The sequence below is a fragment of the Streptomyces sp. BBFR2 genome, assembly GCF_044497305.1.
Lineage (GTDB): Bacteria > Actinomycetota > Actinomycetes > Streptomycetales > Streptomycetaceae > Streptomyces.
The window spans coordinates 779,446-803,253 of record NZ_CP172415.1; the positions used below are offsets into that span (position 1 = coordinate 779,446).

20 protein-coding genes are annotated in these 23,808 nt (G+C 74.4%); 16 read left to right on the forward strand and 4 right to left on the reverse strand.

Annotated elements, in window-relative coordinates:
- Window positions 1–51: 51 nt before the first annotated feature.
- Window positions 52–1,488 carry a sugar porter family MFS transporter gene (locus ACGH2B_RS02770; RefSeq protein ID WP_399083475.1) on the reverse strand — a complete coding sequence of 479 codons (1,437 nt, stop codon included), beginning with the start codon at window positions 1,486–1,488 and terminating at the stop codon, window positions 52–54.
- Between the two features lie 300 nt (window positions 1,489–1,788).
- Here ACGH2B_RS02770 and ACGH2B_RS02775 point away from each other — a divergent pair, with 300 nt between their 5' ends.
- From ACGH2B_RS02775 to ACGH2B_RS02800, 6 genes are all read left to right on the forward strand, one after another.
- Complete coding sequence (locus tag ACGH2B_RS02775; protein WP_399083478.1) at window positions 1,789–2,694, forward strand: SIS domain-containing protein; 906 nt, start codon at window positions 1,789–1,791, stop codon at window positions 2,692–2,694.
- A 48-nt stretch (window positions 2,695–2,742) separates the two neighbouring features.
- Complete coding sequence (locus ACGH2B_RS02780; RefSeq protein ID WP_399083481.1) at window positions 2,743–3,627, forward strand: ketose-bisphosphate aldolase; 885 nt, start codon at window positions 2,743–2,745, stop codon at window positions 3,625–3,627.
- Between the two features lie 39 nt (window positions 3,628–3,666).
- Window positions 3,667–4,470: a DeoR/GlpR family DNA-binding transcription regulator gene (locus tag ACGH2B_RS02785; protein WP_399083484.1), complete on the forward strand. Its 804-nt coding sequence runs from the start codon at window positions 3,667–3,669 to the stop codon at window positions 4,468–4,470.
- A 264-nt stretch (window positions 4,471–4,734) separates the two neighbouring features.
- Window positions 4,735–5,046 carry a hypothetical protein gene (locus ACGH2B_RS02790; protein ID WP_399083487.1) on the forward strand — a complete coding sequence of 104 codons (312 nt, stop codon included), beginning with the start codon at window positions 4,735–4,737 and terminating at the stop codon, window positions 5,044–5,046.
- 555 nt (window positions 5,047–5,601) lie between these two features.
- Window positions 5,602–7,767: an FUSC family protein gene (locus tag ACGH2B_RS02795; RefSeq protein ID WP_399083490.1), complete on the forward strand. Its 2,166-nt coding sequence runs from the start codon at window positions 5,602–5,604 to the stop codon at window positions 7,765–7,767.
- Window positions 7,768–7,811: 44 nt separating this feature from the next.
- Window positions 7,812–8,318: a MarR family winged helix-turn-helix transcriptional regulator gene (locus tag ACGH2B_RS02800; RefSeq protein ID WP_399083493.1), complete on the forward strand. Its 507-nt coding sequence runs from the start codon at window positions 7,812–7,814 to the stop codon at window positions 8,316–8,318.
- Between the two features lie 351 nt (window positions 8,319–8,669).
- Here the strand turns inward: ACGH2B_RS02800 and ACGH2B_RS02805 are convergent, their stop codons facing one another.
- On the reverse strand, window positions 8,670–10,157 hold the full coding sequence (locus ACGH2B_RS02805) for a sigma factor (protein WP_399083496.1): 1,488 nt from the start codon (window positions 10,155–10,157) through the stop codon (window positions 8,670–8,672).
- Window positions 10,158–10,502: 345 nt separating this feature from the next.
- Window positions 10,503–11,126 (reverse strand): TetR/AcrR family transcriptional regulator, encoded by a 624-nt coding sequence (locus tag ACGH2B_RS02810; protein WP_399083499.1) that lies wholly within the window; start codon window positions 11,124–11,126, stop codon window positions 10,503–10,505.
- Between the two features lie 111 nt (window positions 11,127–11,237).
- Here ACGH2B_RS02810 and ACGH2B_RS02815 point away from each other — a divergent pair, with 111 nt between their 5' ends.
- The 3 genes from ACGH2B_RS02815 to ACGH2B_RS02825 all read left to right on the forward strand — a co-directional run bounded on the left by ACGH2B_RS02815 (window position 11,238) and on the right by ACGH2B_RS02825 (window position 13,899).
- On the forward strand, window positions 11,238–11,771 hold the full coding sequence (locus ACGH2B_RS02815) for a PH domain-containing protein (RefSeq protein WP_399083501.1): 534 nt from the start codon (window positions 11,238–11,240) through the stop codon (window positions 11,769–11,771).
- Window positions 11,768–13,300 (forward strand): PH domain-containing protein, encoded by a 1,533-nt coding sequence (locus ACGH2B_RS02820; RefSeq protein ID WP_399083504.1) that lies wholly within the window; start codon window positions 11,768–11,770, stop codon window positions 13,298–13,300. The genes ACGH2B_RS02815 and ACGH2B_RS02820 overlap by 4 nt, the downstream gene beginning before the upstream one ends.
- Window positions 13,301–13,485: 185 nt before the next feature.
- Entirely contained in the window at window positions 13,486–13,899 is a 414-nt protein-coding gene (locus ACGH2B_RS02825) for an SsgA family sporulation/cell division regulator (RefSeq protein ID WP_399083507.1), read from the forward strand.
- An 82-nt stretch (window positions 13,900–13,981) separates the two neighbouring features.
- On the opposite strand, the gene ACGH2B_RS02830 is transcribed toward ACGH2B_RS02825, so the two are convergent.
- The gene (locus ACGH2B_RS02830; RefSeq protein WP_399083510.1) at window positions 13,982–14,749 is read right to left on the reverse strand and encodes a polysaccharide deacetylase family protein; all 768 of its coding nucleotides are present in this window, start codon (window positions 14,747–14,749) and stop codon (window positions 13,982–13,984) included.
- A gap of 150 nt (window positions 14,750–14,899) precedes the next feature.
- Between ACGH2B_RS02830 and ACGH2B_RS02835 the strand changes: the two genes are divergently transcribed.
- The 7 genes from ACGH2B_RS02835 (at window position 14,900) to meaB (ending at window position 23,762) form a co-directional block, all read left to right on the forward strand.
- Entirely contained in the window at window positions 14,900–15,601 is a 702-nt protein-coding gene (locus ACGH2B_RS02835) for a response regulator (RefSeq protein ID WP_399083513.1), read from the forward strand.
- Window positions 15,598–17,271 (forward strand): ATP-binding protein, encoded by a 1,674-nt coding sequence (locus ACGH2B_RS02840; protein WP_399083516.1) that lies wholly within the window; start codon window positions 15,598–15,600, stop codon window positions 17,269–17,271. The genes ACGH2B_RS02835 and ACGH2B_RS02840 overlap by 4 nt, the downstream gene beginning before the upstream one ends.
- Window positions 17,268–17,834 carry a hypothetical protein gene (locus ACGH2B_RS02845; RefSeq protein WP_399083519.1) on the forward strand — a complete coding sequence of 189 codons (567 nt, stop codon included), beginning with the start codon at window positions 17,268–17,270 and terminating at the stop codon, window positions 17,832–17,834. The genes ACGH2B_RS02840 and ACGH2B_RS02845 overlap by 4 nt, the downstream gene beginning before the upstream one ends.
- 146 nt (window positions 17,835–17,980) lie before the next feature.
- Window positions 17,981–18,382, forward strand: a complete 402-nt coding sequence (locus ACGH2B_RS02850; protein ID WP_399083522.1) for a DUF1992 domain-containing protein — start codon at window positions 17,981–17,983, stop codon at window positions 18,380–18,382.
- A gap of 256 nt (window positions 18,383–18,638) precedes the next feature.
- Window positions 18,639–20,528, forward strand: coding sequence for a methylmalonyl-CoA mutase family protein (locus ACGH2B_RS02855; RefSeq protein WP_399083525.1), 1,890 nt, complete (start codon window positions 18,639–18,641; stop codon window positions 20,526–20,528).
- Complete coding sequence (gene scpA / locus ACGH2B_RS02860) at window positions 20,528–22,756, forward strand: methylmalonyl-CoA mutase (protein WP_399083528.1); 2,229 nt, start codon at window positions 20,528–20,530, stop codon at window positions 22,754–22,756. Before ACGH2B_RS02855 ends, scpA begins: the two co-directional genes overlap by 1 nt.
- A gap of 7 nt (window positions 22,757–22,763) precedes the next feature.
- Window positions 22,764–23,762, forward strand: a complete 999-nt coding sequence (gene meaB / locus ACGH2B_RS02865) for a methylmalonyl Co-A mutase-associated GTPase MeaB (RefSeq protein WP_399083531.1) — start codon at window positions 22,764–22,766, stop codon at window positions 23,760–23,762.
- Window positions 23,763–23,808: the final 46 nt, after the last annotated feature.

The following is a 23,808-nucleotide window of genomic DNA, read 5'->3' on the forward strand; positions in this document are numbered from 1 at the left end:
CGGACCCGTGCCCCACCGCCGGCGAGGGCGGGCGCAGGCAGGGACCGCGGGTCACCGCACCACCTCCGGGGCGGGGGCGGGGGTGGACGGCGCGGTGGGCCAGCGGCCTCCGTTGCTCCAGTAGCTCTGGATCTCCTCCAGGTGACGCCCCTTGGTCTCGGGCGCGGTGAAGGAGGCGAAGACCAGCGCGCCCAGGGCCAGCAGCCCCAGACCGGCGAACGTCCAGGAGGCACCGACCCAGGCCATCAGCGACGGGAAGAACTGCGCGATGAGGAGGTTGGCGACGAGGTCGGCGGTGAGCATCACCGATGCGCCCGTCGACCGGAGCTGCGCGGGGAACGCCTCGCTCGCGTAGACCCATATCAAGGACCCGAAGCCGAAGTTGAAGGCCGCGGTGAACAGCAGAATCGCGCCGAAGCCGACCCAGGTCATGGCGCCGTGCGGCTCTCCCACGGCGAAGACGGCGGTGAGCACGGCGAGCATGACGACCATCGTGCCGATACCGGTGAGCAGGACCACCCGGCGGCCCAGCCGGTCGATGATGAGTATCGCCACCACCGTGGCGGCCAGCGAGGCGAGTTGCACGAACGAGGGCAGCAGGAAGTTCAGCCCGTCGCCGGTGAATCCCATCTGCGTGAAGATCTGCGGGCTGTAGTAGGTCACGGCGTTGATGCCGGTGATCTGGCAGAAGAAGCCGAGACCGATGACGAAGAACGTGGCGCGGACATAGGGCTTGCGGAGCAGGGAGCGCGCGGAGCCGCCGCTCTCCGCGGCCAGCGCCGCGCCGACCGCCGCCACCTCGGTGCGCGCGTCGACGTCCGGGTCCGTCATCGCCATGACCTCGACCGCCCGCTCGGTCCGCCCCTTGAGGACGTACCACCGGGGCGTGTCCGGCAGCCGGAACAGCGGGATCATGACCAGCGCCGCGGGGATCGCCGACGCCCCCAGCATCCAGCGCCAGTGGCCGCCGTCGGACAGGCCCCAGTTGACGAAGTACGTGATGACGATGCCGGTGACGGTCGCGACCTGGTAGGCGGCGACGGACGCGCCACGGATACGCGCGGGCGTCGACTCCGCTATGTACAGCGGGGCGGCGACGATGGAGATACCGATCGCCACGCCGAGCAGGAAGCGCACCGTGTCCAGCACGACGACATTGGGCGCGAGCGCGGAGAGCGTGACGAAGAGGGCGTACGAACCCGCGACGATCAGCATCGCGGTCTTGCGGCCGAAGGCGTCCGCGAGCTTGCCGCCGAGCAGCGCACCGACGATACAGCCACCCACGAGGATGCTGTTGACCAGGCCCTTTTCCGCTTCGGTGAGATGGAAGTCCCGGCTGAGGAACACCAGCGCACCGGAGATGCTGCCGGAGTCGTAGCCGTAGATGACGCCGACGAAGGCGCCGGTCAGTGCGAAGAGCCGCCCCGTACGGCGGGGCTTTCCGGGGGGCGGGGGCGGGGGCGTTTCGGAGAGCGTGGGAGTGGACATGGCGGGCCCTTCGCGCAGCGTGCCGACCTACTCATGACTGATCATGCAAGTATTGGAGTCCTTTCGCGCAACTGTCAACAACCACCAGTAGACCCCGTTTACCGGTCACACACCGGCCGAAAGGGTCCAGTCGGGCGACATCCCGCACCACCCCTCTCGAACACTTCACCCGCGCGAGGGATGGCCCGAGCCGGATTCCGTGCGTAGAGTTGATTGCAACTCCCGAGAAGAATGCATTTTCACTCACTCTTCGCGCAGAAGAGGAGTCGGATCACTCCCGCTGTTCACGAAAGGTGTGTCATGAGCGAGACGTCCTACATGGAGCAGGAGCTGCGCAGTCAGCCGGAGACCTGGGCCGAGGCCGCCGGGATCGGTGCGGCGGGCGGCCCGCTGCCGGAGCCGGGGCAGCGGGTGGCGGTCGTCGGCTGCGGAACCTCCTGGTTCATGGCGCAGTCGTACGCGGCGCTCCGCGAGAGCGCCGGGGCCGGGGTGACCGACGCCTTCGCCGCATCGGAGGCTTTCCTCGGTGCCGCGCGCGGCTATGACGCGGTGGTGGCGATCACCCGCTCCGGCACCACGACCGAAGTGCTGCGCGTCCTGGAAGCCGTCCAGGGACGCATCCCCACGGTGACCATCCTGGGAGACCCCGCCACCCCGGCGACGGAGCTCTCGGACGCGACCGTCACCCTGCCTTTCGCCGATGAACGCTCCGTGGTCCAGACCCGCTTCGCCACCACGGCCCTGACCCTGCTCCGCGCGCACCTGGGCGAGGACACCACCGAGGCGATCGACGACGCGCGTGCCGCGCTCACCGCTCCGGTCGAGCAGGAGTGGGTGGAGGCCGAGCAGTTCACGTTCCTCGGCACGGGATGGACCTTCGGCCTGGCCAACGAAGCGGCGCTCAAGATGCGGGAGGCGTCCCAGAGCTGGACGGAGTCCTACCCGGCGATGGAGTACCGCCACGGCCCGATCTCGATAGCCGCTCCCAACCGGGTGACGTGGCTCTTCGGCACCGCCCCCGCGGGCCTGGAGGCAGAGGTGGCCCGTACGGGCGCCCGCTTCGTCCGCCACGACCGCGACCCGCTCGCCGATCTGGTGCTGGTGCAGCGGGTGGCCCTGGAGCGGGCCCGTGCCCGGGGCCTCGACCCCGACAGCCCGCGCAGCCTGACCCGGTCGGTGATGCTCACCGTGCCGGCGGCCCGGTAGGCAGCCCTCCGACCCGACCCGTCCCGCACACAAGGGAGTCAGCGCCCCATGCCTCTCGTTTCCACCTCCTCGCTCATCGACGCCGCCCGGGTGAACGGCGTCGGCGCCGCGGCCTTCAACGTCATCCATCTGGAGACCGCCGAGGCGCTGGTCACCGCCGCCGAGCGAGCCGAAGCCCCGCTCATCCTGCAGATCAGCGAGAACTGCATCCGCTATCACGGCGGCCTGCGGCCGATCACTCTGGCCACCCTCGCGCTCGCTGAGGAATCGTCCGCCGCCATCGCCGTGCATCTGGATCACCTCACCGATGCCGAGCTGGTCCATCAGGGGGCGGCCGCCGGGGTGCGTTCCTTCATGGTGGACGCCTCGGCGCTCCCCTACGAACAGAACGTCGCCACCACCGCCGCGCTCACCGCCTGGTGCCACGAGCGGGACGCCTTCGTCGAGGCGGAACTCGGCGAGGTCGGCGGCAAGGACGGGGTGCACGCGCCCGGTGCGCGGACCGATCCGGACGAGGCGCTGGCCTTCGTCGACGCGACGGGCGTCGACGCGCTGGCGGTCGCCGTCGGCTCCTCGCACGCGATGCGGGAGCGGACGACGGTGCTGGACAAGGAGTTGATCTCCCGCTTGCGCGAGACGCTCCCGGTGCCGTTGGTGCTGCACGGGTCGTCCGGGGTACCGGACGCCGAGTTGCAGCGCGCCATCGCCGCCGGAATGACGAAGATCAACATTTCCACGCATCTGGTATCGGTCTTCACCCGGTCCATCCGGAGGACGCTGGGGGCCGACGCCGACCTCATCGACTCACGCAAGTACCTGAAGCCGGCCAGGGAGGAGGTGGCGAAGGAAGCCGCGAGGCTGCTGGGGGTGGTGAACACCGCGCCCGACCTGCCCGGGCAGTACGCGGCGCAGGCGCCGGCGGCGCGGGGGTGAGCGACGGGGAGTGCCTCACGGCGCGGCTAGGCTCGCCGCATGAAGCGCCATGAACGGATGAACGCACTGCTTGAGCTGCTCGGTGAGCGGGGCCGGGTGGACGTCGAGGAGGCGGCGACCGCTCTGGAGGTCTCGGCCGCCACGATGCGGCGCGACATGGACGCGCTGGCCGAGCAGCAGTTGCTGACCCGCACCCGGGGCGGGGCGGTGCTCAGCTCGGTGGCGTACGACCTGCCGATCCGCTACAAGCACGCGCATCGGTCCGTGGAGAAGGAGGCAGTGGCACAGGCGGCGGCGCGGCTGGTGGAGCGCGGCGATGTGGTCGGTCTGAGCGGAGGCACCACCACAACGGCCATCGCCAGAGCGCTGGCCGTCCGCCCGGACTTCGCCGAAGCCGGGCCCCAGCCTCATCTGACGATCGTCACCAACTCCCTCAACATCGCCAATGAGCTGGCGGTACGCCCTCAGATCAAGATCGTGCTGACCGGCGGCGTGGCGCACTCCCGCTCCTTCGAGCTGGTGGGCCCGTTCAGCGAGCTGGTTCTCCAGCAGATCTCGGTGGATCTCGCGTTCATCGGCGCCAACGGGATGGATCCGGTGATGGGAGCGACGGTTCATGACGAGGCGGAAGCCCGGGTCAACCGTTTGATGGCCGAGCGGGCGCGGCGAGCGGTCGTCGTCACCGACTCGTCGAAGATCGGTGAGCGCTGCTTCGCCCGGATCGGCGGAGCGGACGTGTTCGACACCCTCATCACGGACGGCGGCGCTCCCGAAGGGACACTCCGGGAGTTCGCCGATCGTGGTCTGAAGGTCGTGACGGCGCGGAGCGTGGACGCCGGTTGAGTGAGGGGCACTGATGGGTTGGCGGCCGGGGAGCCGCCCATGGTGCGCGGGTCGGCGGGGGAGCACGAGAGCTGGATTCAGCGGCCACGGCGCGTGGTCCCGAGGGGGTGCGGTTGTCGGGCGGGGTGTGGCCGGAAGGCGGCGTTCGGCGGCTGGTGCTGATGCCCGTCGGTGGGTGTGGAGAATGGAGGGTGAGCGGACGAAGCCGGCTGAGCCCGTTGGCGGGAGAAGTACCGGGGGCTCGATCAGGGGGAGAGTGGACTGATGCGGAAATTGCTGGTCACAGCGTTGGCCGTGGTGCTGTGCGGGGGGACGCTGAGCCTGACGGCGACATCGGAGGCGGCGGCTGCGGGGCCGCCTGTCCGGTGTGTGAAGGTGCGGAAGTTCTACACGAAGGGCCATCAGCGCTACGTACGGCTGACGAACCTGTGCAGTCGGCGTCCGGCGTGCTACGTGATCGTGGTTCCGCACCACGCCGATCCTCGCGGGCGGCTCACCAAGGGCACGACGAAGAACGTGCGCTATGCCACCGCGAAGTCGGCACGGGCGGTGTACGTGAAGAACGCGCGCTGTTGAGGCGGCGAGGGGAAATCACCGTCGGGCAGGGCCGGGCAGGAGTGCCGGACGGGCGCGGACACGCCTGATCTCCGCATCTACCTCCGCATCTACCTCTGCGTCTGTCGCTGTCTCCGCCCGAGCAACCGTACCGGTGCTGGCGCATTCATGCCGGGCGGCAGACCCAGCGCCCACGAGGCCCGCACCCGCCGCCCAGGGGCCGGGGCTGCCCGGACCGCTCCCGCCCCTCGCACGCTCCCGCCCCTCCGGCTCCCAAGTCGTGAACCACTGGGCGGCCCCCCGTAAGCCTCTTAGCCATGCGCCGCCGGGGCGCCCTGTGCCCCGCCCCCGCCATGACCTGCCGGAATCGGCCCGCCCCTCGGCCTGGCTCGCGCCTCCCCCGCTGCGCCCCAGACCCCCGTGACGAGAGCGCAGCCCCACTCTCCCGCTCCCGCCCCGCCGCCCCACGCACACACGCCGCGCACACGCCTCCTCTCCCTGAGCGCGCACGGCCTCATCGGACGGGCGCACCCCTCCTCCATCTTTTACGAGTAAAACACCTGTTAATCTTCCCTTATGGGAAAGCATGTCAAGGCGGCCGGGAAGCGTGGGGACGGGGGGCTGCGGGGTGGGGTGCGGCCGTTGCCGGTGCGGAGCAGTGTGCGGTTGCGGCGGCCGGTGGATATCTGGCACAAGCCGGCGTTGAGCGCGGTGGTGGCGCTGGCGATACCGGATGCCGCGCTCTTCGCGGGGGGCCGGATGGATCTGGTCCTCTACACCTCGGCCGGGGCGATGTGCGTCCTCTACGGGCACGGGCTTCCGTACGCGGCGCGGGCCAGGACCTTGCCGTGGGTGGTGCTCGGCATGGTGGCGAGCCTGGGCCTGGCGTTGACGGCGGCGTCGTTGGTCTCGTCCGCCGTGGTGCTCGTGGCGTTGGCCTCGGTGGTCGCCGCGGTGCACAAGGTGGTCTGCGAGGCGACGCGGATCGGGCCGCCGGGCAATCTCATCTTCACGTTCATCGCGGCGTCGGCGTTCTTCGTACCGCAGCGGATCGGGGAAGTGCCGGCGCATCTGGCGTTGGCGCTCGCGGGGGGCGCGGTGGCGTGGCTGGTGGGGATGGCGCCCGCGGTGGTGCGGCCGCGGGGGCCGGAGCGGATAGCCACCGCCCGTGCGCTGGAGGCCGCGTCGGCGCAGTTGCGGACCGAGGCGACGGCCCACGGTGCGGCGGCCGAAGCGGCGGTGGCCCGTGCCCGGCAGGCGACGGCGGGCGCGGTGAACGCCGCCTGGCACACGGTGTTCCTGGTTCCCGCGCGTACGCCCGCGAAGGCCGAGGCGCGGGCCGGGCTGGAACGGTTGCTGATCCGGGCCGAGGCCGCGCTGGACGGGGCGATGGGCGGGGAGCACGGCGGGAACGGCGCCGGGAGCTTCGACGACGGCACCCCACCCCCGCCCTCCGGCCCCTCCTCCCCCGCGTCGGCCGAGCCGGCGTCCGCCCCGGTCGCCGTGCTGCTCGCCGAGGCGGAGATGTTCGGGTGGTGGGCGCGTGCCGTTCGGGGCGGCGGCGAGCTTCCCGCCGCGACGCTCACTCCGTCGCAGCGGGCGGAGCTGGACGGCGTCGAGTGGGAGCACCGGCACATCGACCGGGCCCGGGAGAGCGGGCAGCCGCCCCGCCACGGGGAACGGGCCCGGGGGGACCTCAGCCGCGGTGCGGAGCACGGCGTACACGGCGGAGAGCGGCAGCTCCGTCATGAGGAGCAGTCCCAGGCGGCCCCTCTCACCGGGGCCGGCGGGAGGGCCGGGGAGGCTCCGGACGGGGACGACGGTGCGGGCCTCCCCACGGCGTGGGGGGCGTCCGGTGCCGGCTTCTCCGGGCACGGGCCTCGGCATCCGGCGCCCGGGCGGGTGCGGGGTTGGCGGGCCGTGGGGGCCGCGTTCCGGTCCGGTTCGCCGTTGTTGCCGGTGGGGCTGCGGACCGCTGTGGGGTGTGCGCTGGCCGGGTGGGTCTCGATGGGGCTCGGTGTCGGGCATCCGTACTGGTCCGTCGTGACGGCGGCGTCGGTGTTCCAGGCCAATACGACGCTGTCCTGGCAGCGGGCGCTGCAGCGTTCGGTGGGGAATCTGCTGGGGCTGGTGGTGTTCACCGCGCTGCTGCCGGTGATCCACACCGGGCATCTGGCGATGATCGCGCTGGCGTTGGTCTTCCAGTTCGGCGCGGAGGCGTGGATCACGCGGAACTACTGGCTCGGCTCGGTGTGTGTGACGCCGATGGCGCTGCTGCTGACGGAGTTCGGCAATCCGTTGCCGGCCCGGGTACTCGTCGCCGACCGGTGGATCGACACGGTGGTGGGCGCCGTACTGGGCCTCGTCTGCTGCGTCCTGGTGACCAACCGGCGGGCCGGAGACCGTATCGGCACGGCACTGGAGCGGACCGCCGCGGCGCAGATCGCGGCCGGGCGGCTGCTGGCGGCGGACGCGGCGCCCGGTGCGGCGCACGCGCGGGAGACCGGTCAGGCACGCGACCGGCTGGCGGGGGCGCTGGCCGAGCTGCGGGAGGCCGTCGATGTGGCGTCGGGTGAGTGGTGGCAGCGGGCGCTGCCGGAGGAGCGGGTGGCCCGGGCCGAGCGGCACGGTCACCGCACCCTCGCGCTGCTCGCACGGCGGCCGGCCGGTGCTGCGCCGTCGGTCCGCCCCGTGCCGGAGCAGGTGGCCGCGGCAGGCACAATTGACGGTGTACGACGGTGATACGGCGGTGAGCTGAGCCGGTACGGGGCCGAGAGGAGAGCCGGGTGGCCGAGGACATCGTCGCGGGTGTGCTGCGTCAGTGGCAGCAGGTGCATCCGGGGCTTGACACCGGTCCGATGGCGTTGATCGGGCGGCTCAACCGCTGTTCGGCGCTGTTGCAGCAGGCCGCCGACGCGCCGTTGCGGCGGGCGGGGCTGTCCCGTCCGGAGTTCGACGTCCTGGGCACGCTGCGCCGGATGGACCGGGAGCTGACGCCGGGCCGGGTGGCCCGGGAGACGTTCGCGTCGGGCGCCGCGGTCACCAAGCGGCTGCGGCAACTGGAGACGCGCGGACTGATCAGCCGGCGCGTGGACGACCGCGACCGCCGGGTCGCCCACCTCTCCCTCACGGACGAGGGCCGCGCACTGATCGACCGGATCCTGCCGGAACAGCTCGCGTACGAGGCCGCGTTGCTCGGCGGGGTCGGCGAGAGCCGCCGCGAGGAACTCTCCGAAGGACTGGGCGAACTCCTCGTCGTCCTGGAAGGCCGGCTGGGCAGCCTGCTGGACTGAGGACGACGGCCGCGACCGGGGCGGAAACAAGAGCCGGACGTGTGAAGCCGGGCGGGTGGCCGGACGACCGTTCACCGGCCTCCCACGGCCGCCCGTCCTGCCCCGCAACGACCGGGACCCGCACAACGCCCGGACCCGCACAACGCCCGGACCCGCACAACGCCCGGACCCGGCCTCGCCTCCGGCGATCGGCCTCCCGCTGCCCCTGTGAATTCCCCGCCCGCCTCGCCCCGTACCGTCCGCGATCGTTCCCACGTACGGCGCCTGACCAGGGTGTATCCGCACGTCCGCGAAGCCCGCCCGGCCTGCGTCGTCCCACGTCTCCGGGCGGGTCGCGGGGCTCCCGCCCTTCTAGCGCCGCGAGCAGTTCCAGACCCACTGCGGGCCTTCCCGGTGCCAGCCGCAGCGGGAGGTCGGTGAGGGGCTGGGCGAGGCGGTGGGCGGCGTGGACGTGGGGGTCGGGGTCGGAGTCGGGGTGGCCGTCGGCGTCGGTGTTTCCGTGGGAGTGGGCGTCGGGGTGGGGGTCGGAGTCGGGGTGGGCGTCGGGCTCGGCGTCGGCGATGTCGTCGGGGTCGGGCTCGGCTCCGCCGTCGGGCCGGAGGGCGTGGGCGTAGGTGTCGGGGACGGCGCCGGGGGCACGGCCGGGGCGGGGGACGACGGGGACGCCGAGGGCGCCGCCGGGCCCGGGGTCGCCGGGGGCGGTGTCTTGCGGTGGGGGGCGGTGGAGGTGGCCGGGGCGGCGGGGGGCTGCGGGGCGGCGACCGTGGCGCGGGGGCGGGGTTTCGGGGCGGGGGTGTCGTCGGTGAGGACGTAGCCGGCGGCCATCGCGGCTCCGGCGACGACGATGACCGCGACCCCGGCGGCCGTCGCGGCGGCCGGGCCGGAGCGCGGGCGCGGCAACCGGCGCAGGGCGGCCAGGACGCCGCCGGGCGTCGGGGTGGCACCGGACGAGGCCGCCGCGGCCGCCCCCGCACCGGCTCCGGCGCCGAGCAGCGGGAGCAGGAACTTCGCCGATCCGCCGGCCAGGAACACCAGCAGTGCGGGGCCGGTGAGCGCGGGCAGCCGGTGGTTGGCGCGGGTGAGCAGGGCGAGCCGGTCGCGGCAGTCGGCGCAGTCCGGGAGGTGCTGGGTGATGCCGTCTGCCTGCCGGGCGGTGGCCTCGCCGCGCAGGTAGGCGGGCATCCGCTCCCAGTGGGTGCCGCACGCGGCCGTCTCGGGACTGCCGGGCAGTCCGCGCAGGAACGCCTGGCGCATGCCTTCGCGGGCACGGTGGAGGAGGACGGCGGTGGCGCCCTTGCCCGCGCCGATGGCCTTGCCGACGGCCTCCAGCGGCTGGCCTTCGGCCTCGGCGAGCCAGAGGGCCTTCACCCAGCGGTGCGGAAGCTGGTCGAGAACGCGGGCGAGCTGGTCGACGTAGGCGACGCGCTGTGCCGGGTCCTCCGGCGGGGTGGCGCCGCCGACGGTGGCGGTCTCGGGCCAGCTCCGGCCGTCCTCGGGGTCGCTGGGGACCTCGCGGGCGGCGTCCGTCCCGGCGGTGGAGGCGAGGTGGCGGATGGTGGTCCGCAGGTACGCGGGAACGTTGTCGATGTGGTGGCCGCCGTGGATGCGGCGCCAGACCCGGAAGTGCGCCTCGGCGACGACGTCCTCGGCCAGCCAGGCGTTGGCGATCAGCGAGCGGGCGTAGCCGACCAGACGCGGGTGTTCCTCGGCGTACAGCTCGGTGTAGACGTCGACGGCGGAGGCGGCGGATTCGTCGGGGGCGCCGGCCTGCGCGGGGACCGACACGGTGGGGGTGAGCCGGTCCGCGGGCCGCGCGGAGTCCGCGGGGGCTTCAGACATGGGGGGAGCAACCTTCGGTGTTCGCCCCGGGGCGGGACGGCGGGGCCGCGTGTCCCGGGGAGGTTCGGTCCGGGCGGGCCGGGAGGAGTTCGTCCGCCTAGGAGGGCTGATTCTCCCATCTGTCGGGCCATGACCGGGACGTGGCTTTGGTGAAAGGGGTCACGGTGCGCTCCCGTACGCCCCGGGGAACGCGCGGGCGCCCCCGCCCGGAAGCGGCAGTCATGGACAGGCGGGACGGACAAGGACAGGCAGGGGCAATCTCCTTGAAACTCCCTCAGTGGGGGCCCGGCGGCGCCCGGAGCGCCACGTGCCGTCAGTTCGGCTCCGGCGGCAGGCAGCCGGCGATCACCCCGTCCCGCCGTTCTCCCGCCGTCCGCCGAAGAGTTGCTCCAGGTGGAGGTCGAGCAGGCGGAGGGCCTGGGCGGGGGTGTGGACCTCCAGGAGGAGGTAGGTGGAGAGGCCGTCGGCGAGGCTGATCAGGAGCATCGCCTCGTCGTCCGTGGCGCGGGCGGGCGGGAGTTCGCCGCGGTCGGCGGCGCGGCGCAACTGCCCGGTGAAGAAGTCGCGGAGGCGGGGGATGCCGTTCCTGGCCTCGGAGCGCAGGTCCGCGTCGTGTACGGCGCGGACGAAGTAGGCGGCGCCGACGAGGACTCCGGTGCGGCTGTGGGCGTCCAGGGGCAGCATGCCGGTCAGGCAGGTGCGCAGGACGTCGCGGGGGGCCGGCTCGCCGCCCAGGGCCCCGATGCGGTCGCGGATGCGGCGGTCGGCGAGGGCGTTGATGTGGCGCAGGGCGAAGGCGAGCATGTCGTCCTTGCTGCGGAAATAGTGCTGGAGCTGCCCGAGGGAGATACCGGCTTCGGCGGCGACGTCGCGCAGTCCGGCGCCGTCCAGCCCCCGGGTGCTCGCGATCCGCCAGAGCGCTTCCGCGATCCGCTCCCGCCTGGCCTCGTGATCGACCTTCTTGGGCACGCTCCGGCCTCCTGTCGTCGGACCGTCCGGCACGGCCCATTTTCGCAAGTCACTTGTACGGTATAACGTGACCACGTCCAATACAGTTGACTTGCAAACGGGGGAATCACCATGCCCGGTTCCGGAACCGCACCTCCGCCGCCCGCCGCCGCGCTGCGGCCACCGCGGCACCGCGTCGATCCGCGGGCCCGCCGCTGGTGGACGGCGCGGGCACTGCTGATGGTGAGCGGGCCCGCGCTGCTGACCGCGGCGGCGCTCACGGTCTGCGCCCTGCTCCTCCTTCCGGGGACGCTCCCGTGGCTGGCACCGCCGCTGGCCGCTCTCACCGTCGCGGCGCTCGTCCATACCGCGCTGATGCCACGGGTGCGGTACGCGGTGCACGCCTGGGAGCTGGGTGAGCGGGCGGTGTACGCGTCGGACGGCTGGTACCGGCAGCGGCGGCGGATCGCTCCGCTGTCGCGGGTGCAGACGGTCGACACCGTCCGGGGGCCGCTGGAGCGCCGGTTCGGACTGGCGACGGTCACCGTCACCACCGCCTCGACCGCGGGCGACATCAGGATCCGCGGGTTGTCCGACGCGGCGGCGGACGCGCTGTCCCGGCGGATCGGTGCGGCGGCGCAACTCGTTCCGGGGGACGCGGCATGACGCGCTCCGCTCCCGGGTGGCGCCGCACCCATCCGCGCACCCTCCTGGTCCACGCCGCCTGGCCGCTGCCGCCGCTGGCCTCCCTCGCGGGGACGGCCGTGGCGACCGGCGGGCGGATCCCGGCGGGCACCTGGATCACCCTGGCGGCGCTCACCGTGTCGTTCGCGGTGCTCACCGCGGTCGGCGCGGTGCGCTGGGCGCGGACGGGGTTCCGGGTCACCGGCGCCGCACTGGAGATGCGGACGGGGGTGTTCACCCGGCGGTCGCGCACCGTGCCGCTGGACCGGATCCGTACCGTCGATCTCACGGCGACGCCGCTCCACCGGGTGCTGCGGCTGACGGTGTTGCGCGCCGGGACCGCGGGCGGCGGGGACGGCGTCCTCGCGCTGGACGCGCTGCCGGTCGCCGAGGCCGGGCGGCTGCGGGGCGAACTGCTCGCCCGCGCGGCGTCCGGCGCGGCGGCGGACGATCCGGTGCTGGCGCGCTTCTCACCGCGCTGGCTGCGGTACGCGCCGCTGACGTTCCGGGTGGCCGGCGGGGTGCTGATCGCGGCGGGCACGGTCCACCGCGTGCTGCACGGCATGGGCGTCGACTTCTGGGAACTGGGCTTCGTCCGGCGGATGTTCGCGGCGTCCGGCGCGGCCTCGCCGTGGGTGGCGGTCCCGGCGGCGCTCCTCGTACTCCTGGCCGCCGGAGCGGTCGGCGCGGTGGTGCTGTACGCGGAGAACTGGTGGCACCACCGCCTGGAATGGACCGACGCCTCGACCCTGCGGGTGCGGCGCGGCCTGTTCACCACCCGTACGGTCACGATCGACCGGGCCCGGCTGCGCGGTGTGCTGCTCCGGGAGCCGCTGCTGCTGCGGGCGGGCGGCGGGGCCGCGGTGCGGGCGGTGGCCGGCGGGCTCGGTGACCGCGACGAGAACCGCGCGCGCTCCGCCCTGCTGCCGCCCGCGCCGCGCGCGGTGGCGGTACGGGTCGCCGGCGGGGTGCTGCGCGCGCCGTTCCCCGATCCGCCGCTCCCGGGGCGGGGCGCCCCGGGAGCGCCGGCGCGCCACCCCCGGGCGGCGCTGCGCAGGCGGCTGCTGCGCGGGCTGGGATGGGTGACGCTGCCGGGCACGGCGGTCCTGGCCGGTTGCGGGGCGGCCTTCGCGCCCGTACTGCTGCCGTGGGCGGGGGGGTACGCGGTGGTGTCGGCGGCGGCGGTGCGGTGGGCGGCGCGGTCGGCGTACCGGGCGCTGGGGCACGGGCTGTACGGGGACCATCTCGTGGTGCGTTCGGGGGTGTTCGGCCGGGACACGCTGGCGTTGGAGCGGTCGGCGGTCGCGGCGTGGACGTTCTCCAGCACGCCGTTCGGCCGCCGGGCCGGTCTGACGACGCTGACCGCCGCGTTCGCCGCGGGCGAGGGCCGCCACCGGATACCGGACCTGGCCGCGGCGCGGGCACCGGCGTTCGCCGCGGCCGCCGCGCCGGGCATCGTCGAGGAGTTCCTGGTGACGACGGGGGGCGACGGCCCCGCGGTGGCCCGGTGACCGCCCCCGACACCGGTGTCCGACCCCGGCGGCTACCCGCTCCCCCGGCGCCGATGCGCACCATGACGCAGATCACACCCCCTGGGCATGCACGACCGGGGCCCGTCGTTCGTCCTAGGGGGTGAGTCATGCCGTGAACCGACGTGAACCGCCACGTGAACCGACAGCCGTGAGGAGCCGCCGCGATGCCCGCCGCCATCGACCACGCCGTTCAGGTCCGCCTCCTCGCGACGGCTCCCGGACCGCACACGGTGCCCGCCGTGCTCCGGTACCACCCCGGCGATCCGCTGGCGGTGCGGATGTCGTTCCCGCCGGAGATCTCCCTTGACGGGGCCGCGGTGGACTGGGCGTTCGCGCGGGAGCTGCTGGCGGAGGGCGTGCACGGCGCCGCGGGCCGGGGCGATGTGCGGGTGCGTCCGGCCGGGCCCGAGCGCACGGTGATGGAGTTCCACGCCGACGAAGGGGTGGCGATGGTGCAACTGCGCACGGCGGACGTGCGGCGCTTCCTCGCCCGGTCGTACGCGGCGGTGCCCGCCGGTCAGGAGCCGGCCCACCTCGATGTCGACCGCGATCTCGCCGCCCTGTTCGGCGCGGCCTGAGCCCCCGGCGGCCACCGCGCCGCCGCCCGGCCGCCGGCGCGTCCTGGGCGGGCACCGGACCGTGCCCGCCGCGGACGCGTTCTCAGTGCCGCGGGAAGCCGAAACCGTAGCCCTGCTGCCGCAGCGACGGCAGCAGCCGGTCCAGCGCCTCGACGGTGCGGGCCCGGTCGCCGCCGCCGTCGTGGAAGAGGACGGTCGGGCCGTTGGTCAGCTCGCCGCGGACGGTCGCCTCGATGGCGGCGACGGAGCCGCCCTCGAAGTCCTTGCTGTCGATGTTCCAGCCCAGCGGCCGCATCCCGTGCCGGGCCGCGAGCGCCCGGCTGTACGGCGTGAACGCACCGCCGGGCGCCCGGTAGTAGAGGACCGGCGCGCCCCCGGCCCGCTCGATCATCCGCTGCGCGGGGAGGATCTGGTCCTCCTGGTAGCGCTCCGGCCGGTGGTCCATACCGGTGTTGTGGCCGACCGTGTGGTCACAGAGCCGGTGCCCGGCGGCGACGACCCGCCGTACGAGGTCGGGGTGGGCGGCGGCCTGCGGTCCGATCATGCAGAAGACCGCCTTGACGTGGTGGCGCTCCAGCACGTCGAGGACCTTCGGGGTCCACACCGGGTCCGGGCCGTCGTCGATGGTGATGTTGAGGCTCCGGCCGGCGCGGTCCGAGGCGTGCACGATCGACGGGTCCACCGGGCGCGTGGTGGCCGGCCGGCGCGCCCCGGGGGTGTCCGCCTCGGCGCTCGCCGGGCCGCCGGGCCAGGCCAGGGCCAGCGCCCCGGCGGCGCCGAGCGCCACCGCCGCCGCGGTGACCGCCTTGAGGATGCCGCGCCCGCTCCCGGAGCGCCCCGCCGTGTTCATGTCCGTCCCCCGCACTGTGCCGTGGTCCTGTGTCGCTTCCGTCCGGTCCGGGCGTTTTACGACGCCCGGCCGCACCCCCACAGACGCGAAGAAAAACGATCAGGATCCGGCTGTTACCGATCCATCATGAAAGTTCTTGATACTGGTCCCATGCCACGTGTACTTCTCATCGAGGACGACGCCGCCGTACGCGACGGGGTCTCCCTCGCTCTGCGGCGGCGCGGCCACGACGTCGCGGCGGCGGAGAGCGGCGAGGCGGGGCTCGATCTGCTGCCCGGCTTCCGGCCGGACATCGTGCTGCTCGACCTGATGCTGCCGGGCAAGGACGGCTTCGAGGTCTGCCGCCTGATCCGCGCCGAGCGGCAACTGCCGATCATCATGCTCACCGCGCGCGGCGACGACCTCGACGTGGTCCTCGGACTGGAGGCGGGCGCCGACGACTACATCGTCAAACCGGCCCGCGGCGAGGTGCTGGAGGCCCGGATCCGCGCGGTACTGCGCCGCACCGCGCCGCCCGCCGACGGCTCGGCCGCCGACCCCGGGCCCGCGCCCGTCGAGTCGTACGGTCCGCTCGCCATCGACCGCGCCGGGCTCGTCGTCGCCAAGGACGGCCGGGATCTCGCGCTCGCGCCCTCGGAGATGAAACTGCTGCTGTTCCTGTCGGCCACGCCCGGACAGGTCTTCAGCCGCCAGCAGCTGCTGGAGCACGTCTGGGAGCACAGCTACCACGGCGACGCCCGGCTGGTGGACGCCTGCGTGATGCGGCTGCGCACGAAGATAGAGGACACCCCGCGCAGCCCCCGCTTCGTCCAGACGGTGCGCGGATTCGGCTACCGCTTCGGCCCCTTGTGAGGCGCCGGCACCTGCGCCCCCCGGGGCGGCTGCGCGGGCTGCGGGCCCGGCTGGTCGTGGCGTTCCTGCTGGTCGCCGCGGTCAGCGCGCTGACCACCGCCGGACTGACGTACCGCGAGGCCCGAAACGCCATCCTCCAGCGCTCCCAGGACATGGCCGTCAACGATCTGCGCACCCAGGTCAACTCGCTCGCCCCGGAGCTGACCGTGCCGCCGACCCACACCGACCTGGACGCCTTCCGCGCCCAGCTGGAGCGGTCCGGTGCCGCCCGGGACTGGGACGTCCGGGTCCGCTACCGCGGGATGCCCGGCGGCGACGACGCCCCGTCCGGCGCGCCGGTGCCCCTGCCGGACGAGCTGGAGCGGTCCGTCGAGCAGCGCCACGTCCCGGCCTTCCAGCGGGTGGTGCGCGACGGCGATCCGTGGCTGCTGATCGGCATGCCGGTACGCCAGTCCGACGGTGCGCCGTCCGCCCTCTCCGTCTACGCCCAACTCCCCCTGCGGGCCGAGGAGGCCAACGTCGAGGCGCTGGTCAGCGCGGCGCAGCGGGGTGCGCTGCCGGTGCTGGCGCTGTCCGTGCTCCCGGCGCTGCTCGCCGCCCGGGGTGTGCTGCGGCCGGTGCGGCGGCTGCGGCAGGCGGCCGGGCGGATCGCCGAGGGGAAGCTCGACACCCGGCTGGAGGTCAAGGGCACCGACGAACTCGCCGGTCTGTCCCGGTCGTTCAACGACATGGCGGAGGAGCTGGAGGCCAGCGTGGCGGAGCTGCGGCGGCTGGAGGCCAACGCCCGCCGGTTCGCCGCGGACGTCTCGCACGAACTGCGCACCCCGCTCGCCGCGATGACCGCCGTCACCGACGTGCTCGACGAGGACGCCGCGGCGCTCGATCCGGACACCGCGTCCGCCGTGCGTCTGATCAGCCAGGAGACCGGAAAGCTGACGCGCATGGTGGAGGACCTGATGGAGGTCTCCCGGTTCGACGCGGGCGCCGCCGCGCTCCACCTCGACGAGGTGGACGTCGCCGAGGCCGTCCGCAAGACGCTCCAGGCCCGCGCCTGGCAGGACGAGGTCGGCGCGGAGCTGCCCGAGGGGGTCCGCGCCCGGCTCGACCCGCGGCGGCTGGACGTCGTCGTCGCCAACCTCGTCGGCAACGCCCTGCACCACGGCGGCCGTCCGGTCCGCGTCCGGCTTCAGGCCCCCGGCCCGGACTCCGGCCGGCTGCGGCTGGAGGTCCGCGACAGCGGTCCGGGCATCGACCCGCAGGTGCTGCCGCACGTCTTCGACCGCTTCTACAAGGCGGACTCGGCGCGCGCCCGCTCCGAGGGCAGCGGTCTCGGCCTGGCCATCGCCCAGGAGAACGTCCGGCTGCACGGCGGCACCGTCCGCGCCGCCAACGCGCCCGGCGGCGGCGCGGTCTTCACCGTGGAGCTGCCGGTGCGCCCGCCCGGCGAGGCGGGTCCCGGGGCGGACGGTCCCGACGGCCCGGACGCACCGGGCCCGGGCGGCACCGGCGAACCGGCGCCCGGCCGTCCCGCCGCGCCGTCCCCGGACGCCCCGGCGGACACCCCCGGCACGGCGGCGGCCACGGACGGCGACCGCGCCCCGGACGCCCCGGCCCCGCACGGCTCCGGCTCCGGCTCCGGCTCCGGCTCCGGCAAGGAGAGCGCCGCATGAGCGTGTCCCGCCCCCGCGCCGTCCGGGTCCTGGTCGCCGCGCTGGCCTGCGCCGCCGCGACCGTCCCGGCCGGCTGCGGCATCGAGCCCAGCGACGTGATCGACGCGGGCGCCCCGGCGTCCGGGGTGAAGGCCCCCGGCCGCCCGGAGACCGGCGTCCAGCTCTTCTTCTACGGGCCGTCCGGACTGCGCTCCGCGACCCGCCCGGCCAAGGCACCGGCCGACCCGCAGACCGCCCTCGACCTGCTGCTCGACGGCCCCGACCACGCCGAACGGCAGCGCGGGCTCTCCAGTGCGCTGCCCTCCCCGAGCGGCCCGCTGCGGGCCCGCGCGGACGAGGGCCGGGTCGACATCGAACTGCCCGTCCCGCCGAAGAAGCTGGACACCGCCGCCCTCAGCCAACTGGTCTGCACGGCGGCCAACGCCAAGGTCCCCGGCGGCCACCCGCCGTCCTCGGTACGGGTCACCCTGACCGGCTCCGGCTCCCGCGTCGGTCCGATGATCTGCGGCGGCGACACCGCCTTGCCGGTGGTCCAGCCGTCCTCGGTGGCGACACCGCCCTGAGCCCGCCGCCGCCCGCGCCGGGCGGGCTACCGTGGGAGGGCGCCCCGCGCGCCGGACCGCGCGGTGCGGCACACGGTCCCGCCCGGGCCCGCCGACGGGAAGGTGACGGCAGGCCCGGCCCCGCATCCCGCGAGAGGCATTCTCCGATGACCGAGCGCAAACCCCCCGGCGTCGACTTCGAGTCCTGGATCGACAAGCAGATCCGCGAGGCCCAGGAGCGGGGTGACTTCGCCGCCCTGCCCGGGGCCGGCAAACCGCTGCCCGGCCTCGACAAGCCGTACGACGAACTGTGGTGGGTCAAGGACAAGATGGCCCGCGAGGACCTCTCCTACCTGCCGCCGTCGCTCGCCCTGCGCAAGGAGGCCGAGGAGGCGGCGCGGGCCGCGGCCGGTGCGCCGAGCGAGGCGGCGTTGCGCCGCATCCTGACCGCCGTCAACGAGAAGATCCGCGCCGCCCTGCGCGCCCCGCTCGAAGGGCCGCCGCTGGGTCTCGCCCCGTTCGACATCGAGGAACGGGCCCGGGAATGGCGCCGGGAACACGCCCGCTGACGCCCGTGCCGCGGGCCCCGGTGCGACCCGGCCGGCGCCCGTGGACCGGGCCGCCCGGCGCGGCGGCCCCCGGCCGGACCCGCCGCGCTCCGGCCGCGTCGCGCCGGGCCCCGTACCGCGCCCCGGGCCCGCCGTCAGGCCCCGCGCGGGGTACGGGAGTCCGCCGCCCGGCCCGTACACCCGCTCGGATCAACGAGTGCAAGGTCACAGCGGGAGCCCCTGCTCCAGCTAACGGTCGTTCGCCTAGCCTGCTGCCATGACCGCCCAGTCCCCCGAACTCCCCCTGGCCGCCGCGTTCCCGGACGCCGATCGCGCGCAGTGGCAGCACCTCGTCGCGGGTGTGCTGCGCAAGTCGGGCGCCACCCCGGCGGCGGACTCCCCCGAGGACGCGCTCGCCACCGACCTCCCCGACGGCATCCGCGTCCGTCCCCTCTACACCGCCGACGACACCCCGGCCGGCGCGGACGCGGCCGGCCTCCCCGGCTTCCCGCCGTTCGTCCGCGGCTCCCGCCCCGAGGGCGCCACCGTCGCCGGCTGGGACGTACGCCAGCGCCAGGCGTACCCCGACCCGGAGCGGGTCAACGAAGCGGCCCTCGCCGACCTGGAGAACGGCGTCACCTCGCTGTGGCTGGCCGTGGGCGGGGGCGGAGTGCCGCTCGGCTCGCTGCCGCGGGCGCTGGCCGGGGTCCATCTGGACCTCGCCGCCGTCGCGCTCGACGCGGGCGAGGAGTTCGCCGCGGCCGCCGAGGAGCTGTTCGCGCTGGCCGCCGCCACCGGCGTGGCACCGGCCGCGCTGACCGGCACGCTCGGCGCCGACCCGCTGGCGCTCGTCGCCCGGAGCGGCGACGGCACCGCGCTCGACGGCCGGCTGACGGCCGCCGCGGCGCTGGCCGCGCGGTGCGCCGACGAGGCGCCGGGGCTGCGGGCGCTGACCGTCGACGCGCTGCCGTACCACGAGGCGGGCGGTTCGGCCGCCGAGGAGCTGGGCTGCGCGCTGGCCACCGGCGTCGCGTACCTGCGGGCGCTGACCGCCGCAGGGCTGGACATCGACACCGCCTGCGGGCAACTGGAGTTCCGGTACGCCGCCACCGCCGACCAGTTCCTGACCATCGCCACCCTGCGCGCCGCGCGCCGCCTGTGGGCGCGGGTCACCGAGGTGTGCGGCGCCTCGCCCGAGGCACGGGCGCAGCGCCAGCACGCGGTGACGTCGCCGGTGATGATGACCCGCCGCGATCCGTGGGTGAACATGCTGCGTACCACCGTCGCCGGGCTGTCGGCCGGGGTCGGCGGCGCGGACGCGGTGACGGTGCTGCCGTTCGACGCCGCCCTCGGTCTGCCGGACGCGTTCGCCCGCCGGATCGCCCGCAACACCCAGGCGGTGCTGCTGGAGGAGTCGCATCTGTCGAAGGTGATCGACCCGGCGGGTGGCTCCTGGTACGTCGAGGAGCTGACCGACGAGCTGGCGCGGGCCGCCTGGGCGTGGTTCCAGGAGATCGAGGGCGCGGGCGGCCAGGCCGCCGCGCTGGACTCCGGGCTGGTCTCCGGCCGGCTCGCCGCGACCTGGCAGCGCCGCTCCCGTGACCTGGCCACCCGCCGCGAACCGATCACCGGTGTCAGCGAGTTCCCGTACCTCGCGGAGGCCCCGGTGCGCCGCGAGGCCGCACCGGCCCCTTCCGGCGGCGGCCTGCCGCGGGTGCGGCGGGACGACGCGTACGAGACGCTGCGGGCCAGGTCGGACGCGCATCTGGCGGCCACCGGCGCCCGCCCGAAGGTGTTCCTGGCGGCGCTGGGCCCGGCCGCCGCGCACACCGCGCGGGTGACGTTCGCCGCCAACCTCTTCCAGGCGGGCGGCGTGGAGACGGTGCACGAGCCCGCGTCGGTGGACGCGGACACGGTGGCCGCGGCCTTCGCGGCGAGCAGCGCGCGGATCGCCTGCCTGTGCGGCAGCGACACGCTCTACGCGGAGCAGGCGGCCCAGGTCGCGGCGGCGCTGAAGGCGGCCGGTGCGGTGCGGGTGTATCTGGCGGGCGCGCCCGGTGAGCGGCGCGCGGAGTTCGAGCAGGCGGGGGTGGACGCGTACGTCTTCACCGGCTGCGACGCGGCCGGGGCCCTCGCCTCGGCCCTCGATGTCATGGAGGTGGCGTGATGGCCGGGACACGGCGGACCGACGGCCCGGGTACCGTCCCGGATTTCAGCGGCGTCCCGCTGGACGGCGGCGCGGCCGGCGCCGACCCGGCGCGATGGGCCGAGGCCGTCGAGCGGGCCACCGGTACGGGCGTCGCGGAGCTGACGTGGGAGACCCCGGAGGGCATCGGCGTCAAACCGCTCTACACCGGCGCCGACCTCGACGGCGTGGACTTCCTGCGGACGTACCCGGGCATCACGCCGTACCTGCGCGGCCCGTACCCGACGATGTACGTCAACCAGCCGTGGACGATCCGGCAGTACGCCGGGTTCTCCACCGCCGAGGAGTCCAACGCCTTCTACCGGCGCAACCTCGCGGCCGGTCAGAAGGGCCTCTCGGTCGCCTTCGACCTGCCCACCCACCGCGGCTACGACAGCGACCATCCGCGGGTGACGGGCGACGTCGGCATGGCGGGCGTGGCGATCGACTCGATCTACGACATGCGCCAGCTCTTCGAGGGCATCCCGCTCGACCGGATGACGGTGTCGATGACGATGAACGGCGCGGTGCTGCCCGTCCTCGCCCTCTACATCGTGGCCGCCGAGGAGCAGGGCGTACCGCCCGAGAAGCTGGCCGGGACCATCCAGAACGACATCCTCAAGGAGTTCATGGTCCGCAACACCTACATCTATCCGCCGCAGCCGTCGATGCGGATCATCTCCGACATCTTCGCGTACACCTCGCAGAAGATGCCGCGGTACAACTCCATCTCGATCTCCGGGTACCACATCCAGGAGGCGGGGGCGACGGCCGATCTGGAGCTGGCGTACACGCTGGCCGACGGGGTGGAGTACCTGCGCGCGGGCATGGCGGCGGGGATGGACGTGGACGCGTTCGCGCCGCGGCTCTCCTTCTTCTGGGCGATCGGCATGAACTTCTTCATGGAGATCGCCAAGCTGCGGGCGGCCCGGCTGCTGTGGGCCAAGCTGGTCCGGCAGTTCGAGCCGGAGAACCCCAAGTCGCTGTCGCTGCGCACCCATTCGCAGACGTCGGGCTGGTCGCTGACGGCGCAGGACGTCTTCAACAACGTGACGCGGACGTGCGTGGAGGCGATGGCGGCGACCCAGGGCCACACCCAGTCGCTGCACACCAACGCGCTGGACGAGGCGCTGGCGCTGCCCACCGACTTCTCCGCGCGGATCGCCCGCAACACCCAGCTCTTCCTCCAGCAGGAGTCGGGGACCTGCCGGGTCATCGACCCGTGGGGCGGCAGCGCGTACGTCGAGAAGCTGACGCAGGATCTGGCACGCCGGGCCTGGCAGCACATCGAGGAGGTGGAGGCGGCCGGCGGCATGGCGAAGGCGATCGACGCGGGCATCCCCAAGCTCCGGGTGGAGGAGGCCGCGGCCCGTACCCAGGCGCGGATCGACTCCGGGCGGCAGGCGCTGATCGGCGTGAACAAGTACCGGGTGGAGACCGACGAGGAGATCGAGGTCCTCAAGGTCGACAACTCCGCGGTGCGGGCGCAGCAGATCGAGAAGTTGAAGCGGCTGCGGGCCGAGCGGGACGAGGGCGCCTGCCGGGCGGCGCTGCGCGCGCTGACCGACGCGGCGAAGGCCGGTCCCGGCGAGGGCCTGGAGCGCAATCTGCTCGCGCTGGCGGTGGACGCGGCGCGCGCGATGGCGACGGTCGGCGAGATCTCCGACGCCCTGGAGGAGGTCTACGGCCGGCACTCCGGGCAGATCCGTACGATCTCCGGTGTGTACCGAGACGAAGCGGGCCCCTCCTCGGGTGTCGGCCGCACCCGGGATCTGGTGGCCGAGTTCGAACGCGCCGAGGGGCGCCGGCCGCGCATCCTGGTGGCCAAGATGGGCCAGGACGGCCATGACCGCGGCCAGAAGGTGATCGCCACGGCCTTCGCCGACCTGGGCTTCGACGTCGATGTCGGCCCGCTGTTCCAGACCCCGGCCGAGGTGGCGCGGCAGGCGGTGGAGGCCGATGTGCACATCGTCGGCGTCTCCTCGCTGGCGGCCGGCCATCTGACGCTGGTGCCCGCGCTGCGCGAGGCGCTCGCGGCCGAGGGCCGGGAGGACATCACGGTCGTGGTGGGCGGGGTGATCCCCCCGCAGGACGTGCAGACGCTGCGGGACATGGGCGCCGCGGCGGTCTTCCCGCCCGGCACGGTCATCCCGGACGCCGCGTACGACCTGGTCCGGGACCTCGCGCGGGCCCTCGGCCACGAGCTGTGAGGCGCTGATGCCCGCGAGGATCGATGTCGAACGGTACGCGGAGGGGGTCCGGGCAGGCTCCCGGGCCTGGATCGCGCGGGCCGTGACGCTGGTGGAGTCCACCCGCGCCGACCACCGCGCGGCGGCCCAGCGACTGCTCGTCGCGCTGCTGCCGCATGCCGGGGCGGCGCGGCGGGTGGGGATCAGCGGGGTGCCCGGCGTCGGCAAGTCGACGTTCATCGACGCGCTCGGCTCGCGGCTGACGGGCGCCGGGCACCGGGTCGCGGTGCTCGCCGTCGACCCGTCGTCGTCCCGTACCGGCGGGTCCATCCTGGGTGACAAGACCCGGATGGCGCGGCTGGCGACGGACCCCGCGGCGTTCGTCCGGCCCTCCCCCACGTCCGGGACGCTGGGCGGGGTGGCGCGGGCCACCCGGGAGTCGATCATCGTGATGGAGGCGGCCGGGTACGACGTCGTGCTGGTGGAGACGGTGGGTGTCGGGCAGTCCGAGACCACCGTCGCCGACATGGTCGACACGTTCGTGCTGCTGACGCTGGCGCGGACCGGCGATCAGCTCCAGGGCATCAAGAAGGGCGTGCTGGAGCTGGCGGACCTGGTCTCCGTCAACAAGGCCGACGGTCCGCACGAGCGCGACGCCCGCGCGGCGGCCCGGGAACTGTCCGGCGCGCTGCGGCTGCTGCAGCCGCCGGACGCGGCGTGGACGCCGCCGGTGCTCACCTGCAGCGCCCGGGAGGGCACGGGCCTCGATGAGCTGTGGGAGCGCGTGGAGCAGCACCGCGCGCTGCTGGAGTCGACCGGCGCGCTCACCGAGCGGCGCCGTGCGCAGCAGGTGGAGTGGGTGTGGACGATGGTCCGCGAGCAGCTCGTGGACCGGCTGCGGCACGATCCGGAGGTCCGCCGGATCGCCCCGGACGTCGAACGGGAGGTCCGGTCGGGCACGCTCACCGCGACGCTGGCCGCCGAACGCCTCCTGACGGCCTTCGGCCTGCCCCCCGAAGGCCCCTGAGAAGTCGCCCGTCGAGAAGAAGGTCCGCGGCGATGCCCGGGCGGCC